Origin of the sequence: Oscillibacter sp., assembly GCF_031978065.1 — a bacterium.
In the GTDB taxonomy this organism is placed as follows: domain Bacteria; phylum Bacillota; class Clostridia; order Oscillospirales; family Oscillospiraceae; genus Oscillibacter.
On record NZ_DALZCH010000004.1, the window covers coordinates 26,768 to 45,596 of the forward strand.

The following is an 18,829-nucleotide window of genomic DNA, read 5'->3' on the forward strand; positions in this document are numbered from 1 at the left end:
AGAGAATGAGGTGACCCATCCATGGCGGAATTGACCCCCATGATGAAGCAATACCTGAAAATCAAGGAACAGAACCCGGATTCCATCGTGTTTTTCCGTCTGGGGGACTTCTATGAGATGTTCGACAGCGACGCGCGCACCGCGTCGAAGGAGCTGAACCTAACCCTCACCAGCCGGGATAAGGACCCAAACAAAGCCCCGGAGGACCGGGTCCCCATGTGCGGGATCCCCTACCATTCCAGCGACGCATACATCGCCCGGCTGATTGCCAAGGGTTACAAGGTGGCCATCTGCGAACAGATGGAGGACCCCGCCACGGCCAAGGGATTGGTGGAACGGGACATCATCCGGGTGGTGACGCCGGGAACGGTGATCGACGCGGCGTGTCTGGACGAGAAGGCGGGCAATTTCCTCTGCGGAATTTATCTCGACTCCAAACACGCCGGAGCGGCCTTCTGCGACATGTCCACCGGCGAAACCCACGTCACGTCCTTTTCAGGGAAAGACCGGGCGGAGCACATTGTCAACGAGTTGGGCCGCTTCTCTCCCGCCGAGGCGGTGGTAAACGACGGGGCCTTTGCCGAGGAGCATTTGACGGAAGCCTTGCGGGAAAAATTCAACTGCCGGGTGGAAAACGGCGGCGAGGGCCGCTTTCTCCCCGGCGAGGCGGAAAAAAACATCCGCAACCAATTCGGCGAGGATGGCTGGCAGAGCCTTCCCACAGACAATCCCGCGGCGGCAATGGCGCTGGGTGGGCTTTTAAAATACCTCTACGAAACTCAAAAGACGGACCTGAGCCACATCAACCGGCTGGACTATTACGAACAGGGCCGGTTTATGGAGCTGGATTTAAGCTCTCGCAGAAATCTGGAGCTGACAGAGACGATGCGGGGCAAGGAGCGACGGGGCAGCCTTCTGTGGGTTTTGGACAAGACGAAAACCTCCATGGGGGGCCGGTGTCTGCGAGGCTGGCTGGAACGGCCCTTGCTCTCCGTCACTGCCATCAACAGCCGTCTTTCCGCCGTGGCCGCGCTGGTGGACAACACCATTGGCCGCGAAGAGCTGATTGCCGCCATGAGCGGGCTGGGGGATTTGGAGCGGCTGATCGGCCGCATCACCTATGGCACCGCCGGCGGGCGGGATTTTGCGGCCCTGCGCTGCGCCATTGAAAAACTGCCGGACATCGCGGCGCGGCTGTCCGCGTTTTCCGACCGGCGGCTTCGTGAGCTTTCTGACCTGTTGGACCCGCTTGCGGACGTGGGGGCGTTGATTTCCGCCGCCATCTGCGACGAACCACCCTTTTCCGTCCGGGAAGGGGGCTTCATCCGGGACGGATACGACCCGGAGGTAGACCGTCTTCGCAGCGTGATGAACGGTGGCAAAGGATTGCTTGCGGACATTGAGGCCCGGGAAAAGGAGAAAACCGGTATCCGCACCCTGAAGGTGGGCTTCAACAAGGTGTTCGGCTATTACATCGAGGTTAGCAAGTCCATGATCGACAAGGTTCCGGACAGCTACATCCGTAAGCAGACCACCACAAACGGCGAACGGTATGTCACGCAGGAGCTGAAGGATTTGGAGCGGGAGATTCTCACCGCTTCCGAGCGGGTGACGGCGCTGGAATATCAGCTTTTCACCACGCTGCGGGAAAAAATCGTGGCCGAGGCCGCCCGCATCCAGCAGACTGCGGCGGCGGCAGCCGAGCTGGACGCGCTGGGTTCCCTTGCAAGCGTGGCGGCACGGAACGGCTATTGCCGCCCCCATGTGGACGAGTCCGGCGTTGTCGAGATTACCGGGGGACGGCACCCCGTGGTGGAGCAAGTGCTGAAAGACAGCCTGTTCGTCCCCAACGACACGTTTATGGGCGAGCGGGAGCAGCGGGTGGCCATCATCACCGGCCCCAACATGGCGGGCAAATCCACCTATATGCGTCAAGTCGCCCTAATTGTGCTGCTGGCTCAGGTCGGTTCCTTTGTTCCCGCCGCCGCCGCCCACATCGGCGTGGTGGACCGGATTTTCACCCGCATCGGCGCCAGCGACGATCTGGCGGCGGGCCAGTCCACCTTTATGGTGGAGATGACAGAGGTGGCGGACATTCTCCGCCACGCCACCAAAAAAAGCCTTCTGATTCTGGATGAAATTGGCCGGGGCACCTCCACGTTTGACGGCATGTCCATCGCCCGGGCGGTGGTGGAACACTGCGCGGACCCCAAAAAGCTTGGGGCAAAGACCCTGTTTGCCACCCACTATCACGAGCTGACGGAGCTGGAAGACACACTTCCCGGCGCGGTGAACTATAACATCGCCGTGAAAACCCGGGGCGAGGACATTATCTTCCTGCGCAAAATCATCCCCGGCGGGGCGGACCGGAGTTACGGCATCGAGGTCGCAAAGCTTGCGGGCTTGCCCGACAAGGTGGTGGCCCGGGCAAGAACCGTTTTGGAAGAGCTGGAGGCGGAAAACGGCGTGCAGTATGTAAAGCCCCGGCAGGAAGCCCGACAGGTGTCTTTGGACGCGGTGGGCGAGGGCGAGGTGCTGGACGCGCTGCGCCGCTGCCAGCCGGATACGCTGACCCCCATTGAGGCCATGGGCCTTTTGTATGAGCTGAAGCGCAAGCTGTCCTGACAACAACGAAAAGGAGAACTACATGGCAAGACAGCGCACAAAGGCAAATCTCTCCTCTGGGGAGATAACGGGCGGCACGATTTTCTTTGTGATCTATCTGCTGGTCCTCCCTTTTGCAACAGACCCCTTGTTCCGGCTGGCGGAGCTGCTTTTGGACGTCAATATCAGCGCCGGAATGCAAAGCGCCATCTATTACTACGTGCTGTTTGCCGTCACGGCGATGATTTTCCACGGCCTTCTGGGCCACTCCACCCGGACGCTGGTGGACAACGCGGCGCTGGCCGCGAAAACCCTCGGCATGGGCCTTGTGGCGCTGTATGGCCTGAACGAGCTGGCCTATCGCCTGACCCACGCGCTGATAAATAATCAGACCAATCTGAACGACGTCAGCATTTCCGCCCGGATTGACACCGCACCCCTAAGCACACTGCTCATCGTGCTGTTTCTTGCCCCGTTTGTAGAGGAATTTCTCTTTCGGGGCCTTGTTTTTGGCGGTCTTCGCAGCCGCAGCCGCACGGTGGCCTATCTTGTCAGCAGCGTGTTGTTTGCATTTTTACATGTGTGGCAGTATGCCTGGGGAAATCAGGACGCGGCCTATTTCTGGCTGATGCTGCAATATCTGGTGCCCGGCGCGGTGCTCGCCTGGGCCTATGACCATTCGGGAACCCTGTGGACCTCCGTGGTGCTGCACGGACTGGCCAACGTGCTGAGCGTGCTGGTCTCGCGGCTGTGAGCGGACAAATTAGAAAGGTTTTGCTATGACAATTCCCCACATTCAACAACTGGACCCCCATGTGGCGGACCTGATCGCCGCCGGCGAGGTGGTGGAGCGGCCCGCCAGCGTGGTGAAGGAGCTGGTGGAAAACGCCGTGGACGCAGGCGCCTCCGCTGTAACGGTGGAGCTGCAAAACGGCGGGATGCGCCTGATCCGCGTGACGGACGACGGCTGCGGAATCGCCCGCGAGGAGCTTCCCACCGCATTTTTGCGCCACGCCACCAGCAAGCTCCGCGCCGCAGAGGATTTGGCGAGCGTGGGCACGCTGGGTTTTCGGGGCGAGGCGCTGGCGGCCATCGCTTCCGTGAGCCGGGTGGAGATTTCCTCCTGCCGCCGGGGCGAAACCGGCGCGTCCCTCCGCTTGGAGGGCGGCATTGCGGAATCGGTGCGGGACGCGGGGGTCCCGGAGGGGACCACCATCGCCGTCCGGGATTTGTTTTTCAACACCCCGGCCCGGCTGAAATTTATGAAAAAGGACAGCGCGGAAACCGCGGCGGTGAACGGCCTGATGCAGCATCTGGCCCTGAGCCACCCCGAAATTTCCTTCCGCTTCATCAAGGACGGGACCGAAGCCCTCCACACCCCCGGCGACGGAAAGGCGGACTCCGCCATTTACGCCGCCCTTGGCCGGGAATTTGCCCGCACGCTTACGCCCGTGGAAGGCCGGGGCGGTGAGGTCACTGTCTCGGGTTTTGTGACAAAGCCCCTTTTGGGCCGTGGCTCCCGCTCTATGCAGACATTTTTTGTCAACGGGCGGTTTATCAAGTCCCAGCTTCTCACCGCCGCGCTGGAGGAGGGGTACCGCAATCAACTGATGAAAGGGAAATTCCCCGGCTGTGTGCTGCGGATTGACCTGCCGGTGACGGAGGTGGACGTGAACGTCCATCCTGCCAAAACCACCGTGAAATTTTCAAGGGACCGAGAGGTGTTCGACGCGGTGTACCACACCGTGCTGGACAGTCTGGCAGCGGACGGACTGCCGCAGGCGACGGCTCCGGCACCGGAGACGGTGGTGAATCCCCGGGGGGATTTTTACCAGACCATGGACGCGAAAGCCTTTCGCCACAGCGCCCTTTCCGGGGGCGGCAACGCCGGAACCCCATGGCAGCCCGCCGTCCGGACACAAAACCCGGAGGAAAAGCCACCCGCTTTGGCCGGGTGGAATACCGAGCGGCCCTCCTCCGTCCGCGTGGCGGACAGCGCCTGGGAAGCGTTTGCATACGCGCCCTCCCATCCGGTTGAGCTTTCCGTTCCCGTTTCCGGCGGCTTTTCTGCAAACGCGGAAGTTCGGGATGCGACTTTGAACGAGGAAGGCCGGACGGTGGAACCTCAAACAGAGGCGTCTGCACGCGCTGCCGAAGGAGCGTATTTTTCCCAGCAGCCTACCGATTCCGCGCCCGCAGTGCCGCAGGAGACGGGCAAAAGGCCCTTTGTGCCCGCCATTCCCATGGAGCAGGAGACTTTGACCCTGCCGGGAGAGCGGATGACACAGGACGGGCCGGAAGCCCCCTGGCGCATCGCAGGCGAGGTTTTAAAAACCTATATTGTCTGCGAGGACGCACACCAGAATGTGTGGCTCATCGACAAACACGCCGCCCATGAGCGGGTCAACTTCGACCGCCTGATGACATCCCAGCAGCCGCCCATGCGCCAGACTCTGCTGCGCCCCGTCGCTGCGGAGCTGTCCCGGGAGGACTGTGCGCTGCTGCTGGAAAATCTTTCTCTGCTGGAATCTTTGGGCCTTGCCTGCGAGGACTTTGGAGACGGGGCGGTTCTGGTGCGGGAGGTCCCGGCAGATCTGGACGCGGCGGACATTCCCTCCACACTGGAGGAACTGGCTGAAAATCTGCGCGCCGGGCGCAGTCCCACGGAAAAGCGGCAGAATCTGCTGCACACCATCGCCTGTAAGGCCGCCATCAAAGCGGGCTGGGACAGCGATGAAAGTGAGCTGCGGGCGCTGGTGGACAAGGTGCAGTCCGGCGAGATTCAATACTGCCCCCACGGGCGGCCCGTAAAGGCGCGGATGACCAAATACGAGCTGGAGAAAATGTTCAAACGGGCATAGGTGGAAAGGAGCTATTTTATGGAAAAGCGATTTGTAAAAATAGACAATGAGGGAACCCTCTCCGTCAATGAAATCTGGGTGGACCGGAAGACAGGCGTGAACTACTTCTTTCATGCCAGCGGGTACGCCGGGGGACTGACCCCCCTTTTGAATGCCGACGGAACGCCGGTGGTCACTCTGCTGGGACCGGAGAACTGATATGGCGGAAAAGCTCATCTGCGTGGTGGGCCCCACCGCCTGCGGAAAAACAAAGCTAGGTGTTTTACTGGCCCAAAAATACAACGGAGAGGTTATCTCCTGCGACTCTATGCAAATTTATCGGGGCATGACCATCGGCACCGCCGCCCCCACACCGGAAGAGACGGAGGGAATCCCTCACCACCTGCTGGCAGTGGCGGACCCGGAAGAGAGCTGGTCCGCCGCCCGGTACGTCTCTGCCGCCACGCCGGTGGTGGAAGATATTCTGGCCAGGGAGAAACGCCCTGTTTTGGTAGGCGGCACAGGGTTATGGCTGGACGCGCTGCTGCGGGGCCACGGCTTTGCCCCCGGCATGGCGGGCGGCGTTGTCCGGGCGGCGTTGGAAGCCCGACTGGAGCAGGACGGCATCGGCCCTCTTTTGGAGGAGCTGCACCGGGTGGACTCCGTTTCCGCCGAAAAGCTTCATCCCGCCGACGAAAAGCGCATTCTCCGCGCATTGGAGGTCTTCCACGAGACGGGGCAGACCATCTCGGCTCACAACGCCGCCGAACGGGCGCTGCCCCCCAGATTTGAAGCGGTGAAGATCGGGCTGCGGTTTGCCGACCGGGACGACATGAAGGCACTGATTGACCGCCGGGTGGACGCCATGGTGGAAGCAGGGCTTTTAGACGAGGTTCGCGCGCTTTTAAGCCGTGGCCTTCCCCGCAGTGCCACCTCTATGCAGGCCATCGGCTATAAAGAGTTCGCCGGGGTTCTGGCTGGGGAAAAAACCGAGGGCGAGGCCGTGGAGGAAGTGAAGCTCCGCTCCCGGCAATACGCTAAGCGCCAGCTCACCTGGCTGCGCCGGGACCCGTCCGTCCGCTGGATTGAATGGGAAAAAACCAGAGATTTTGTCCGCGCCATGCAGATTTCGACTGAAATCCTCTCCAAGGAGGGCTTATTCTAGGTCCAAGGCGGGCAGAGAAAGCTCGGTCCGCTTGAAAAAAAGAAAAGGAGCGGATACATATGCAGAACAAATCAAACTTGCAGGACATTTTTCTCACCAAGGCCCGTCGGGATCGGGTCCCCGTCACGCTGTTTTTGATGAACGGCTTTCAGATGCGGGGGATTATCACAGGGTTCGACTCCTTCGTGGTGGTTCTGGATTCCGAGGGCAAGCAGCAAGTGATTTACAAGCACGCCATCTCCACCATCGCCCCCGTGCGGACGGTGGACCTGAACGAGGAATAACCGGGCGAAGTAAAGATGGCGCGTTCCGCCCAAAAGACAAAGAGGGTACCTATGAAAAAACACAACGCTCCGAAAATCGAATCCGTCAGAAGCACGGAGGAGGAAGCGGCCCATGGAAAGAACATCGCCGGGAGAAAGGGCGGAGCGCTGGGCACCAAAGCCTTAACTGCCTTGATTTTTTTGGCTGTTTTGACCTACTTTGGAGTCAAGGTCTATCAGGCCTATGCCGACCCGCTGATTACTGCCGTGGCCTATTCCTATCAGGTGGAGGACACCCTCTCCGTCACCGGCTTTTTGGTGCGGGACGAGCTGGTGCTGCCGGATTCGGGGGGCGGACTGCTGCGGCTAACCCGGTGGGAGGGCGAGCGGGTAGCCGCAGGCGGAAAGGTGGCGCAGATTTATTCCGACCAGGCCTCCTTGGATCGACAGACGGCGATTGACAAGCTTCAGACCCGTCTGGACCAGTTAAACTACGCGTCGGAGGCGGCCTCCGCCAGCGAAGCGGCCCTTCAACTGGACAGCCAGATCGCGGAAACGCTTGTAACCATGCGCCGGGCCGTGGCCGCAGACCGGCTGGACACGGCCACCGGCAGCGTGGCGGAGCTGGAGGCGCTGGTACTGCGCCGTGATTACACGTATACGGACGCCGAAGAGCTGAAAGCCCAGACGGCCGAGCTAAAAAGCCAGCTTACCACGCTGAAGGCCCAGTCCGCGGGCTCCTCTCGGACGGTGACGGCCCCAAAGGCAGGGCTGTATTCCGCCGTGGTGGACGGCTATGAGACGGTTTTGACGCCAGATACGCTTGACACCCTGACCCCCTCCACCCTTGGCAGCCTACAGCCCTCCGAGACTACCGGCGACGTTGGAAAGCTGGTGGTGGGAGAGACGTGGTACTTCGCGGGGGCTTTTTCCACTGCCGACGCAAAGGCTCTTGTTCCCGGCGCCACGCAGACCCTGCGGTTTGCCAAGGGCGTGGACCGGGATTTGAGCGTCACCGTCCAGTCCGTTGGCGAAGCGGAAAACGGCCGGGTGGCCGTGGTATTCCGCGGGCGCTCCTATTTGGCGCAGCTTACGCTGCTTCGCCGCCAGTCTGCCGACGTGATACTCTCCTCCTACGCGGGCATCCGGATTCCCCAGCAGGCCATCCGGGTGGACGAAAACGGGACCGCTGGTGTTTACTGTATTGTTGGCGTGGAGGCCTGCTTTAAGCCTGTGACCGTGCTGTGGTCGGGAGATGACGATTACGCCGTAGTCCGCGCAGAAGGGGTTGGCAAGACTGCCCTACGCCCCGGCGACGAGGTGATTCTTTCCGCCGAGGGGCTGGAGCACGGCGCGGTGGTCAATTACGCGGGCTAGAGAAAGGAAGTCTTTTATGTCAATTAGAGAAAACGTCGCGCGGGTGCGCGCTGAAATCGCGACGGCGGCCAAAGCCGCAGGCCGTGATCCGGCGGAGATCACGCTGGTTGGGGCCAGTAAAATGAATGACGACGCCGCCTGCCGGGAGGCTATCGCCGCCGGTATCGACGCGCTGGGGGAGAACCGGGTGCAGGAGATGACGTCTAAGCTGGCTGAAAACGCCTATGACGGCGCGCCTCTCCACTTCATCGGCCATTTGCAGCGCAACAAGGTGCGCCAGGTGGTGGGAAAGGCGGCGCTGATTCAGTCTGTAGGCTCCGACGCGCTGCTGGAGGAGATCGAAAGGCAGGCGGAAAAGCTGAAAATTGTGCAGGACATTCTTCTGGAGGTAAACGTGGGCGGCGAAGAGGCCAAAAGCGGCTACGACTTTGCGTCCATTTCCACCGCCGCTCAAAAGGCGATGGAACTGACCCATGTCCGGCTGAGGGGACTGATGACGGTTCCCCCCATCGAGACAAAACTGGGGGAAAATCTTGCAAATTTTGAAAAAGTCGGCAGGCTTTATGTTGACATAAATCAAAAACTATATGATAATACACTCGATATCTTGTCGATGGGAATGAGCGGGGACTATCCCGACGCCATCCGCGCCGGAGCCACCATGATCCGCGTGGGAACGGCCATTTTTGGCCACCGGGCGTACCCCGCCGCAAATCAGGAGGGAACTGTATGAGCCTTTTGGATGAACTGAAAAAATGGACCCATCCCTACGAGGATGAGGACGAGGACTTTGACGATTTTGACGGACCGTCTCGCAGAGAGAGCGCCTTTGAAGAGCGCAAGTCTTCCCGCGGGGAGGAGCGCCACAACAAGGTGGTCAACATTCACGCCACGACTCAGTTGAAGGTGGTTCTGGTGAAGCCGGAGCGATTTGAAAACGCCTCGGAAATTGCGGACCATCTGAAGGACAAGCGCACCGTGGTTCTCAATCTGGAATCCACCAATAAGGACGTGGCCCGGCGGCTGATCGACTTTCTGTCCGGCGTGGCCTACGCCGGGGAGGGCAAGATCAAAAAGGTGGCCGCCAATACGTACATCATCACGCCCTACCATGTGGACATTCAGGGAGACCTGATTGACGAGTTGGAGAACAACGGCCTTTATTTCTAAGTCTGTCCGCCCGGGGAGTCCGGGAGAAAAATCTATGAAACCGGCGTCCCCGCGGACGCGGAGGGGGTTATTGCATTGCTGACACCGCAGGAGGTTTCCGGCCATGCGTTTGCAAAGGCCGTGATGGGCGGCTACAACATGGCCATGGTGGACGAATTTCTGGACGAGGTGACCGACGATTACACCGCGCTGTACAAGGAAAACGCGGCATTGAAGGCAAAAATGAAGGTGCTGGTTGAAAAGGTGGAGGATTACCGCGCCACGGAGGACTCCATGCGAGCCACCCTGCTCACCGCCCAGAAGATGGCCGACTCCATCGTCCGGGAGGCGGAGGCAAAGCGCGACCAAATGCTGCGGGACGGGGAAATTCACGCGCAGGAGAAAATTGGGGCTTTGCGCCGCGAGGCGGAGGAGATGCAGGAGCGTCTGCGTCTCGGTCAGCGGGAACTCGCCGCCTTTTCCGAGCGAGTGCGCGGCCTGTGCCGCCAGCAACTCCAATTTTTAGAACAGCTTCCTCAGGCGGAGGTAAACACACCGGCCCCGTCGGCGCCGGAAATTCCCGCCGGAGAAATCGAAGCCAGCATTATGGGCTCCTTCCGGCAGGAGGAACCCGCCCCCACAGAAATCCCGGCGGAGGATTTTTCCGGGGAATCCGTGCCCGTTCAGACGATTCCCGCCCAAGCCCAACCGACGCAGCCCGAAGAGACGGCCCGGCCTGCGCCGGAGCGCACACCGGACCGCGTAGCGCAGTCCGCCCCGACGGAAGCGGAAAAGGGCGAAGAATTTCCCTATCCCGAGGGGAATCCGTTTATTCCCATGTCGGAGGAGCCAACCAAAAAAATTGAGCTGGACGAATTGAAGTTCGGACGGAACTATAACCGGTCCGAATAAGCCGCTGGAAGCAGAGAGTTCCGCCGGACGATGCGTTCGGCGGGGCTTAGGCTTTTCAGGCCACGGGCACGATGGAGCGCACGAAGCCGTTCAGACCGAGAGGGCTTTTAGGAGCCGCCTGCCGGTTTGGGACGGTTTTGCTTTTTTGTGGGCTTCATCCGGGAAAGGAAGGACTCTTATGCAGCGGGAAACCAGACCCATTGCGGCGTTTCTCTATGATTTTGACAAAACCCTGTGCACCACCGATATGCAGGACTACGCCTTTATCCCAAGTCTTGGAATGGCCCCGGCGGAATTCTGGGAACAGGCCAACAGGTTTGGACACGAAAACCGCATGGACGGGATTCTTGCCTATATGTACACCATGCTGCGGGAGGCAGGCCGGAAAAACCTGCCCTTTACCCGGGCGGAGCTGGTGGAAAAGGGTCGCAGCATTGTTCTGTTCCCCGGAGTGGAGGACTGGTTTTCCCGGGTGAACGCCTTCGGCGAAGAGCAGGGCGTGCAGGTGGAGCACTATGTTATTTCCTCCGGCCTGCGGGAAATTATCGAGGGCAGCTCCATCAGCGGGGCGTTCAAGGAGATTTACGCCAGCGAGTTTTACTACGACGAGCAGGGCCGCCCGGTCTGGCCCAAGCTGGCGGTGAATTTCACCGCCAAAACCCAGTTTATCTACCGCATTAACAAGGGTGTTTTGGACGTGTCCAACGACCGGGATCTCAACGCCTCCATGCCCGACGACGGCAAGCGCGTCCCTTTTACAAACATGATCTACGTGGGGGACGGCCTTTCCGATGTGCCTTGTATGAAGATGATGCGGGCCTACGGCGGACAGGCCATCGCCGTGTATCAGACGTCCAACCGGACAGGGGTAGAGGATTTGCTGGCCAAGGGCCGGGTGGACTTCATCTTTCCGGCGGACTACTCCCCCGGCACGGCGCTGGAGGAGACGGTGAAAAACATTCTGCGCCGTATGGCGATTACGGAACAGTTGACGGAGGAAAACACCCAGCAGCTCCGCTCCATTGGGCGGTGCGAGCTGCCGGAGCAGGCCTGTCTTTTTTAAATGCAAGATTATCTTTACACGCTGTATAGTTTATGTTAAACTATACAGCGTGTAATTTTGCGCCTGCGTTTTGACAGACAAGGGCGCAGGGTATGGGAGGCTGCCTTGCATTCCCCTCGTCAAATACGGCGACACCTCCGGGTTTGGGCGCGGCGGACGACAAGTGCAGTTTGATTTTAGAAAGCAGATGATTCGGCGGCGGATCAGTGCGAAGGAGAGAGAAACAATGAACACGGAATTTTCAAGAACCCTGTCCCTTTTAAGGCAGGAGCGGGGCGTTTCCCAGCGGTCGGCTGCGGGAGAGCTGGGCATTTCTCAGGCTCTTTTGAGTCACTATGAAAACGGGGCACGGGAGCCGGGCCTTGCGTTCGTGGTGCGGGCCTGCGAATACTACCATGTGTCGGCGGACTTTTTGCTGGGCCGGACGCTCACCCGCGAGGGCGGCGCGCTGACGGAGGACGATCTTGTCAGCATGGCGGATCAGGGAAACATTTTGCGGGGAAGTGTTCTGGCTACCCTCCAATCCAAGCTGATCGGCGGAGCTGTGAGCGTTTTGTTTGATCTTTTGGGCAAGCTCAACGACAAAGACGCGGTGAACGAGGCCGCGCAGATGCTGGGTGGCGCCGTCTACATTCTCTTCCGCCGCTTGCACCGGGCCGGGGGCGGCAACGAGTCAATGTTCTCCGCCCCGGCGGAGCTGGTGGCCATGGGCCTACCCGCCGCCGGAATGAAGCTGGCGGAGACGCGGTACGTCCGCTCACTGGAAACCCTGCGGTCTCAAAAGACCGATTTCCCCGACACCACAGGAGAGACGCTGAGCAAAAGCTATCCCAGCAGCGGCCAGTGTATCACGCAGGTGCTTCACAGCGCGGACGCAAGGGTTGCGGCCCTTGTGAAAGAGTGAGAAAATGGGCTTCCAATCTCTGTCTTTTCTGCTGTTGCTGGCCCTGACGGCGGTTCTTTGCCCTCTGGCGGCGAAAAAAAGCAGACCGGCGGGAATCTTGCTGTTAACGCTTTTTTCCGTGATATTCTACCTGTGGGGGCTGGGGTCCCACGCCACGCTCGGCCTTGCCGCGCTGGTATTGGGAAGCCTTGTGACCTTTGCCGCCGCGCGGGCTTTCCACTTCAGGCGGGAAACACCGCGCAAGTGGGCACTCGCCATGGCGGCGGCGTGGCACATTGCGGTGCTGCTGGGCTTTAAGTATCTGGGGTTTTTCACAGGCGGAACCGTTTCTCCGGGCTGGGCGCCCTTGGGTCTGAGCTTTTTTACCTTTCAACAGCTATGGTTTTTAAAGGAGGTCGGCACGGGGGAATTTTCCCTTTCGGAATCTACGCGGCTGCGGGGTGACGAGTTCGCGCTGTTTTTTCTGTTTTTTGCCACGGTGTCCTCCGGCCCCATTCTGCGCCCCAGTGGGTTTTTCCCTCAGCTTCGGGGTGAAAAATTTCTTTGCCCCGACTGGGAAGACCGGGCGGCGGGGCTGTACGCCATTTCCTTCGGCATGGCGAAAAAAGTCCTGCTGGCGGATTCTCTGGGCGCGGTGGTCAACGGCGGCTACGCACATTTGGACGGGCTTACCGCCCCCGCGGCGTGGCTTGTCATCTTGGGCTATACCCTGCAACTGTATTTTGACTTCTCCGGGTATTGCGACATTGCCACAGGAGCGGCCCGGCTGCTTGGCCTGCGTCTTCCCATAAACTTCGACTCGCCCTATCGCTCCTTGAGTGTGGGGGAGTTTTGGAAACGGTGGCACATCACGCTGACCACATTTTTGCGGGAGTGCCTGTACTTTCCTCTGGGAGGCAGCCGCCGGGGCGAAATGCGGACCTATGGCAACATTCTGCTGGTGTTTCTCGTCAGCGGCTTCTGGCACGGGGCAGGCTGGACGTTCCTCGTCTGGGGTCTGCTTCACGGTCTTGCGCAGGTCATAGAACGGGCCGCCGGGGCGCGGCTTACCCGCCTGCCAAAGGCTTTGCGCTGGACAGGGACGTTTTTATTTGTCAATCTGGCGTGGGTCTTTTTCCGCGCCCCGTCTTTTTCCGCGGCGGCGTCCGTTTTGCGAAGTGCTTTTTCCATCGGCGGGGGTATTCCCCCCTTTCTGACGGAAAACCTGCTCCCCTCGGAGACGACCGCCCTTTCCGCGCTGGGGCTTGGCCCAAACGCGGGCAATCTGCTGTTGGCGGCGGTATTTCTGATCGCACTGCTTGCCGCGCTGAAGCCGGGAAACACCATCCGTCGGATGGAAACCTTCCGACCAGCCTTCCTGCGGGGCTCGGTTTGCTGCATCCTTTTGGCGTGGGCCGTGCTGTCGTTTTCCGGGGTGTCCACGTTCATTTATGCGAATTTTTGAGGAGGGCGCTGTGAAAAACACAAAAAAGCGCTGGGCCGTGGGGCTTTTGGCAGGCTTTATGTTTATTTTGTTTCTCTGCGCCGGCACGGTGGCGGCGGTGGACCCCTTTTTTCACTACCATGCCCCCGACCCGGAGGGAGAGGTCTGGTTTGACGAGAGGTATCAGGCGGCGGGCCTTTTGCGGAGCCAAAGCTATGAAACGGTGCTGATGGGCACGTCCCTTGCCGCCAATTACCGCCCCTTCTGGTTCGACGTGTTTTACGACACCTCTACCGTGAAGGTGACTTTTCCCAACGGAGGATTTCACGAGTTTACCCAGGCGCTGGACTACGCCTATGCACGTCAGGACGTGAAACGGGTGATTTTTGGTCTGGACCCCAACATTCTGGCCCGTCCCGCGTCAGACGCGCCGGATCAACTTCCTTCCTATCTCTATGACGACAAGTCATGGAATGACACGGAGTACCTTTTCAGCAAGGACGTGCTGCTCCGCGCCGTCTACGCCGCGGGAGAAAAAGACCGGGGGCGAACGCTTCCCTTGCAGGACGCGTTCCTGTGGGAAGGAACCATGTATTTCAGCCGGGAGCTGGCCCTTGGCAGTTATGAGCGGCCGGAAATTGCGGACAAGTCCCTTCCTGCGGACGCGTTTTTACAGGACTGCGACGAAAATCTGGCGGTGGTGACAAGCTGGCTGAAGGCCCATCCCGACACGGAGTTCGTCTTTTTTCTTTCGCCATACAGCATCCTCTATTGGGACAAAATGCAGCGTCTGGGTGAAACCGATGCGGTGTTTTCCCTGCTGCGCCGCACGGCGGAGACGCTGCTGCCCTATAAAAACGCAGACCTTCAGTGCTTTTTGACCGACACGGACACCATCTGCGATCTGGAAAACTACGCCGACCACATCCATGTGGCGGGCCGGGTGACCTATGCCATGTCTCAGGCCATGCCCGGGGACGAATACCGTCTGACAGAGGAGAATTACCGTGATAGACTGGACGCGCTCCACGCCTTTGTGGTAAACTACGACTACGAAAAAATCTTCGCGTAAATCGCGCCGCACCCCCTGTGGGGCAGGCGCCAAGGAGGCTTTCCATATATGACCGATCAGTCTCATATCCGCAACTTTTCCATCATCGCCCACATCGACCACGGCAAATCCACGCTGGCCGACCGGCTGCTTGAAAAATGCGAGGCCGTCTCCGCCCGGGAGATGTCCAGCCAGCTTCTGGACAACATGGATTTGGAGCGGGAGCGGGGCATCACCATCAAGGCCCGGGCCGTAAAGCTGAACTACAAGGCACAGGACGGCGAGGTTTACGAGCTGAACCTCATCGACACCCCGGGCCATGTGGACTTCAACTACGAAGTTTCGCGTTCTCTTGCCGCCTGCGAGGGAGCCGTTCTGGTGGTGGACTCCACTCAGGGCGTGGAGGCACAGACCCTTGCCAACACCTATCTTGCCATGGAGCACAATCTGGAAATTCTGCCGGTGTTCAACAAAATTGACCTGCCCGCCGCCGACCCCAAAAAGGCCAAGCAGGAGGTGGAGGACATCATCGGCCTGCCCGCCATGGACGCGCCGGAAATTTCGGCGAAAATGGGCATCAACATCGACGCGGTGCTGGAGGATGTGGTGAAGCACGTCCCCGCCCCCAAGGGGGACCGGGCCGCGCCGCTGAAAGCTCTGATTTTTGACAGCCAGTATGACGCGTACCGGGGCGTGGTGGTCTATCTGCGCGTGATGGACGGAACTCTCCGCCCGGGGATGCAGGTGAAAATGATGGCCTCCGGTGCGGTGTACGGCATCGTGGAGTGCGGCCATCTGCTGCCGCTGGGGCTGGAACCCTGCGACGTGCTGGAGGCCGGCGAGGTGGGTTATTTCACCGCAAGCATCAAAAATGTAAAGGACACACGGGTGGGCGACACGGTGACGGGCGCGGGGCGCCCTGCGACAGAGGCTCTGCCCGGCTATCGGCCCGCGCAGGCCATGGTTTACTGCGGCATTTACACCGAAGATGGCTCCGAGTACCCCGACCTGCGGGACGCTCTTGACAAGCTCAAGCTGAACGACGCGTCTCTTTCCTTTGAGCCGGAGTCCTCGGCGGCGCTGGGTTTTGGCTTCCGGTGCGGCTTTTTGGGAATGCTGCACATGGAGGTCATTCAGGAACGGCTGGAGCGGGAGTTTGATCTGAATTTGGTGACTACCCTTCCCTCCGTTATCTATCACGTAACAAAAACCGACGGAACAGAGCTCACCGTGGACAATCCTCATAACTACCCCGACCCCGCAGCTATTTTGGAGGCGCAGGAGCCCTATGTAAAGGTGTCCATCATCAGCCCCAACGAGTATGTGGGCAACATCATGCCCATGTGCCAGAACCGGCGGGGAGAGTTTAAGGACATGCAGTATCTGGACACGAATTTGGTGGAGCTACATTATCAGATGCCCCTCAACGAGATTATCTACGACTTTTTTGACACCCTGAAAGCCAATACCAAGGGCTATGCCTCGCTGGACTATGAGCTTTCGGGCTATCGCCCCAGCGACCTTGTGAAGGTGGATCTGCTGCTCAATGGCGACCATGTGGACGCTTTGTCCTTCATTGCCCACCGGGACAAGGCCTATCCCCGGGCGCGGCGGCTGTGTGAAAAGCTGAAGGACAACATTCCCCGCCAACTTTTTGAAATCCCCATTCAAGCGGCCATCGGTGGCCGGGTCATCGCCCGGGAGACGGTGAAGGCCATGCGCAAAGACGTACTTGCCAAGTGCTACGGCGGCGACATCACCCGGAAGAAAAAGCTGCTGGAAAAACAGAAGGAAGGCAAAAAGAAAATGCGCTCCCTTGGCACCGTTCAGGTCCCCACGGAGGCATTTCTGGCCGTTCTCAAGCTGGACGGAGACGAATGAACGTCTCCTCCCGGAAACAGCACCCGGAACGCAGGGCATACAGTGGATTTCTTGTGGTCCGCAGTGTGGTAAAAAATACACATCATCAGTATAATTTATCATTAAAAATTTCAGACCCTTACTTTTTATCAAGCACAAAAGTTGAAATTTTGTCTTCGTATAAGGGAATTTATTAAATCTTACAAAACAGAGTCACATTTCGCGCAAAAATATTATACACGATTTATTGAATATTTTCACAAAATATATTGACGGGAGCAACGGAATAGCGGATAATACGGATTAAAATAAAAGTAAACCCTCATGGGCCTGCCCACGGGTTTTACTTGATCATCCGCCCCGGAAGGATGGCAGCAGAGGTTACGCCCCGGATGGAGGCATCTGCCGCCGAATCAAATTTAGAAGGAGCGAACTATGGAATACAAAATTGAAGGACAGACCCTGCCTGTGGTCATCTGCCAGCTTAACGCGGGAGAAAGCATGATCACCGAGCGGGGCAGCATGAGTTGGATGAGCCCCAACATGCAAATGGAAACCACCTCCAACGGCGGGATGGGCAAGGCGCTGGGGCGGATGTTTGCCGGAGAGGGCATGTTTCAAAACCGCTATACCGCCAAGGGCGGCCCGGGGATGATTGCTTTTGCTTCCAGCTTTCCCGGCGATATCCGAGTGTTTGAAATTGAACCGGGCCGGGAACTGGTGCTGCAAAAGAGCGGCTTTCTGGCGAGCGAGGAAAGCGTGGAGCTGTCCGTGTTTTTCCGCAAGAAGCTGGGCGCGGGCCTGTTTGGCGGCGAGGGCTTTATTATGCAAAAGCTGTCGGGCCGGGGCATCGTCTTTGCCGAGTTTGACGGGCATATCGTGGAATACGATTTGGCGGCAGGCCAATCCATGGTGGTTGACACCGGCTATCTTGCCGCGATGGATGCCACCTGCTCCATGGACATTCAAACCGTTCCCGGTATGAAAAACGTCATTTTCGGGGGTGAGGGTCTGTTTAACACAGTGGTCACCGGGCCGGGGCGCGTTTATTTGCAGACCATGCCTATCAGCAATGTGGCCGGCGTGATCGGGCGTTATATCCCCACTGGGAAGTGATCTTCTATCTCAAGGCGGAACATATTTAAAAAAGCGGCGGGAAGCGGGTCTTCCCGCATTCCGCCACTTTTTCTCTTTAATTCATTCCCTCGAGAAAGGCCGATTTTTTCATGCAGTACACCACGTGCTCTAAAAACAGAGACGTGACGGCCGAGGGCGTGACATCGCGCTTGAGGGCAATGCCCACCTCCCGAAACTGGGTGATATCCATAGGCAGGCGGACGATATTATAGCGGTTGGGCCGCAAAATCAAATCGTGCACAATGCTCATGCCCAGACCGCATTCCACCATAGACAGCAGCGCAAAGTCGCTGGTTACCTCATAGATGGTTTTGGGAGAGGCTCTGAGATGGTCCAAAAAGCGGGTGATTTCATAGTCTTGCACCTCTTTGAGATTTACAAAGCTCTCCTCCGGCAGGCGACTGACAGGAAAGCAAGGCTCGTTAATCATGGGATGCTCCGGAGGAAGCACAGCCACCAGAGAATCCTGAAAGAGGTAGGTTGCCTCAAATTCCCCGGCGGCGGGCATCGCCAGAAAGCCGCAGTCGATCATGCCCCGGCGCAGCCACTCGGAGACGTTGCTGTATTCCCCCGTAAAAAGCTGAATTTGAATATTGGGATATTTCTCATGAAACAGGCGCAGAACCGATGGCAGCACACTGGTGGACAGGCTTGTAAAGCAGCCCACCCGCAAAAGCCCGGAGTGAACCCCATGGAGCTCTGAAACCGCAAAATTCAAATCCCTGTAATTCCTGACGATTTCCTGAAGCTTCGGCAGAAGATTCCGCCCCTCCGAGGTAATCTCTATGCCGGAGCGGTTGCGGGTCAGCAGTGTCACCTGCCACAGATCCTCTAAATCCGCAATCATTTTGCTCACGGCGGACTGCGTATAACCCAAATCATTTGCGGCTTGAGTGATGCTGCCGGTTTCAATGGTCCGCAAATAAGCAATGTATTTCCGAATGCTCATGGAAAAAATTTCAACTCCCTTTAACATTCCAAATTAGAATGTTATGTAAAAAAATAATTCGCTTTCTTATTTCTTCATTAAACTATACAATAGATGCCAGGGGATTTCAACAGTTAGCTGTGTCAATTCCCA

General features: G+C 58.6%; 17 protein-coding genes. 16 read left to right on the plus strand and 1 reads right to left on the minus strand.

What is annotated here, in order from left to right; all coding sequences use genetic code 11:
• Nucleotides 1-21 precede the first annotated feature (21 nt).
• The 16 genes from mutS to RTK01_RS01215 all read left to right on the plus strand — a co-directional run bounded on the left by mutS (nucleotide 22) and on the right by RTK01_RS01215 (nucleotide 17,727).
• Complete coding sequence (mutS, locus tag RTK01_RS01140; RefSeq protein ID WP_312279207.1) at nucleotides 22-2,625, plus strand: DNA mismatch repair protein MutS; 2,604 nt, start codon at nucleotides 22-24, stop codon at nucleotides 2,623-2,625.
• Nucleotides 2,626-2,647: 22 nt separating this feature from the next.
• Complete coding sequence (locus RTK01_RS01145; protein WP_312279208.1) at nucleotides 2,648-3,358, plus strand: type II CAAX endopeptidase family protein; 711 nt, start codon at nucleotides 2,648-2,650, stop codon at nucleotides 3,356-3,358.
• Between the two features lie 25 nt (nucleotides 3,359-3,383).
• Entirely contained in the window at nucleotides 3,384-5,465 is a 2,082-nt protein-coding gene (mutL, locus tag RTK01_RS01150; protein ID WP_312279209.1) for a DNA mismatch repair endonuclease MutL, read from the plus strand.
• A gap of 18 nt (nucleotides 5,466-5,483) precedes the next feature.
• Nucleotides 5,484-5,663 carry a DUF6440 family protein gene (locus RTK01_RS01155; protein WP_312279210.1) on the plus strand — a complete coding sequence of 60 codons (180 nt, stop codon included), beginning with the start codon at nucleotides 5,484-5,486 and terminating at the stop codon, nucleotides 5,661-5,663.
• A 1-nt stretch (nucleotide 5,664) separates the two neighbouring features.
• On the plus strand, nucleotides 5,665-6,609 hold the full coding sequence (gene miaA, locus RTK01_RS01160; RefSeq protein WP_312279211.1) for a tRNA (adenosine(37)-N6)-dimethylallyltransferase MiaA: 945 nt from the start codon (nucleotides 5,665-5,667) through the stop codon (nucleotides 6,607-6,609).
• Nucleotides 6,610-6,668: 59 nt separating this feature from the next.
• Nucleotides 6,669-6,893, plus strand: a complete 225-nt coding sequence (gene hfq, locus RTK01_RS01165) for an RNA chaperone Hfq (RefSeq protein ID WP_293009942.1) — start codon at nucleotides 6,669-6,671, stop codon at nucleotides 6,891-6,893.
• A 51-nt stretch (nucleotides 6,894-6,944) separates the two neighbouring features.
• On the plus strand, nucleotides 6,945-8,249 hold the full coding sequence (locus RTK01_RS01170) for an HlyD family efflux transporter periplasmic adaptor subunit (protein WP_312279212.1): 1,305 nt from the start codon (nucleotides 6,945-6,947) through the stop codon (nucleotides 8,247-8,249).
• Between the two features lie 16 nt (nucleotides 8,250-8,265).
• Entirely contained in the window at nucleotides 8,266-8,982 is a 717-nt protein-coding gene (locus tag RTK01_RS01175; protein ID WP_312279213.1) for a YggS family pyridoxal phosphate-dependent enzyme, read from the plus strand.
• A complete protein-coding gene (locus RTK01_RS01180; RefSeq protein WP_293009945.1) occupies nucleotides 8,979-9,419 on the plus strand; it encodes a cell division protein SepF in 441 nt (146 codons plus the stop codon). Before RTK01_RS01175 ends, RTK01_RS01180 begins: the two co-directional genes overlap by 4 nt.
• Before the next feature lie 75 nt (nucleotides 9,420-9,494).
• Nucleotides 9,495-10,310 carry a DivIVA domain-containing protein gene (locus RTK01_RS01185; protein ID WP_312279214.1) on the plus strand — a complete coding sequence of 272 codons (816 nt, stop codon included), beginning with the start codon at nucleotides 9,495-9,497 and terminating at the stop codon, nucleotides 10,308-10,310.
• Nucleotides 10,311-10,488: 178 nt separating this feature from the next.
• Complete coding sequence (locus RTK01_RS01190) at nucleotides 10,489-11,373, plus strand: HAD family hydrolase (protein ID WP_312279215.1); 885 nt, start codon at nucleotides 10,489-10,491, stop codon at nucleotides 11,371-11,373.
• 226 nt (nucleotides 11,374-11,599) lie between these two features.
• Nucleotides 11,600-12,277, plus strand: a complete 678-nt coding sequence (locus RTK01_RS01195) for a helix-turn-helix transcriptional regulator (protein ID WP_312279216.1) — start codon at nucleotides 11,600-11,602, stop codon at nucleotides 12,275-12,277.
• 4 nt (nucleotides 12,278-12,281) lie between these two features.
• The gene (locus RTK01_RS01200) at nucleotides 12,282-13,721 is read left to right on the plus strand and encodes an MBOAT family O-acyltransferase (protein ID WP_312279217.1); all 1,440 of its coding nucleotides are present in this window, start codon (nucleotides 12,282-12,284) and stop codon (nucleotides 13,719-13,721) included.
• A gap of 10 nt (nucleotides 13,722-13,731) precedes the next feature.
• Nucleotides 13,732-14,772, plus strand: coding sequence for a hypothetical protein (locus RTK01_RS01205; protein WP_312279218.1), 1,041 nt, complete (start codon nucleotides 13,732-13,734; stop codon nucleotides 14,770-14,772).
• 48 nt (nucleotides 14,773-14,820) lie between these two features.
• On the plus strand, nucleotides 14,821-16,632 hold the full coding sequence (gene lepA / locus RTK01_RS01210) for a translation elongation factor 4 (RefSeq protein ID WP_312279219.1): 1,812 nt from the start codon (nucleotides 14,821-14,823) through the stop codon (nucleotides 16,630-16,632).
• Between the two features lie 414 nt (nucleotides 16,633-17,046).
• Nucleotides 17,047-17,727 carry a TIGR00266 family protein gene (locus RTK01_RS01215; protein WP_312279220.1) on the plus strand — a complete coding sequence of 227 codons (681 nt, stop codon included), beginning with the start codon at nucleotides 17,047-17,049 and terminating at the stop codon, nucleotides 17,725-17,727.
• A 76-nt stretch (nucleotides 17,728-17,803) separates the two neighbouring features.
• On the opposite strand, the gene RTK01_RS01220 is transcribed toward RTK01_RS01215, so the two are convergent.
• Nucleotides 17,804-18,697, minus strand: coding sequence for a LysR family transcriptional regulator (locus RTK01_RS01220; RefSeq protein WP_312279221.1), 894 nt, complete (start codon nucleotides 18,695-18,697; stop codon nucleotides 17,804-17,806).
• Nucleotides 18,698-18,829: the final 132 nt, after the last annotated feature.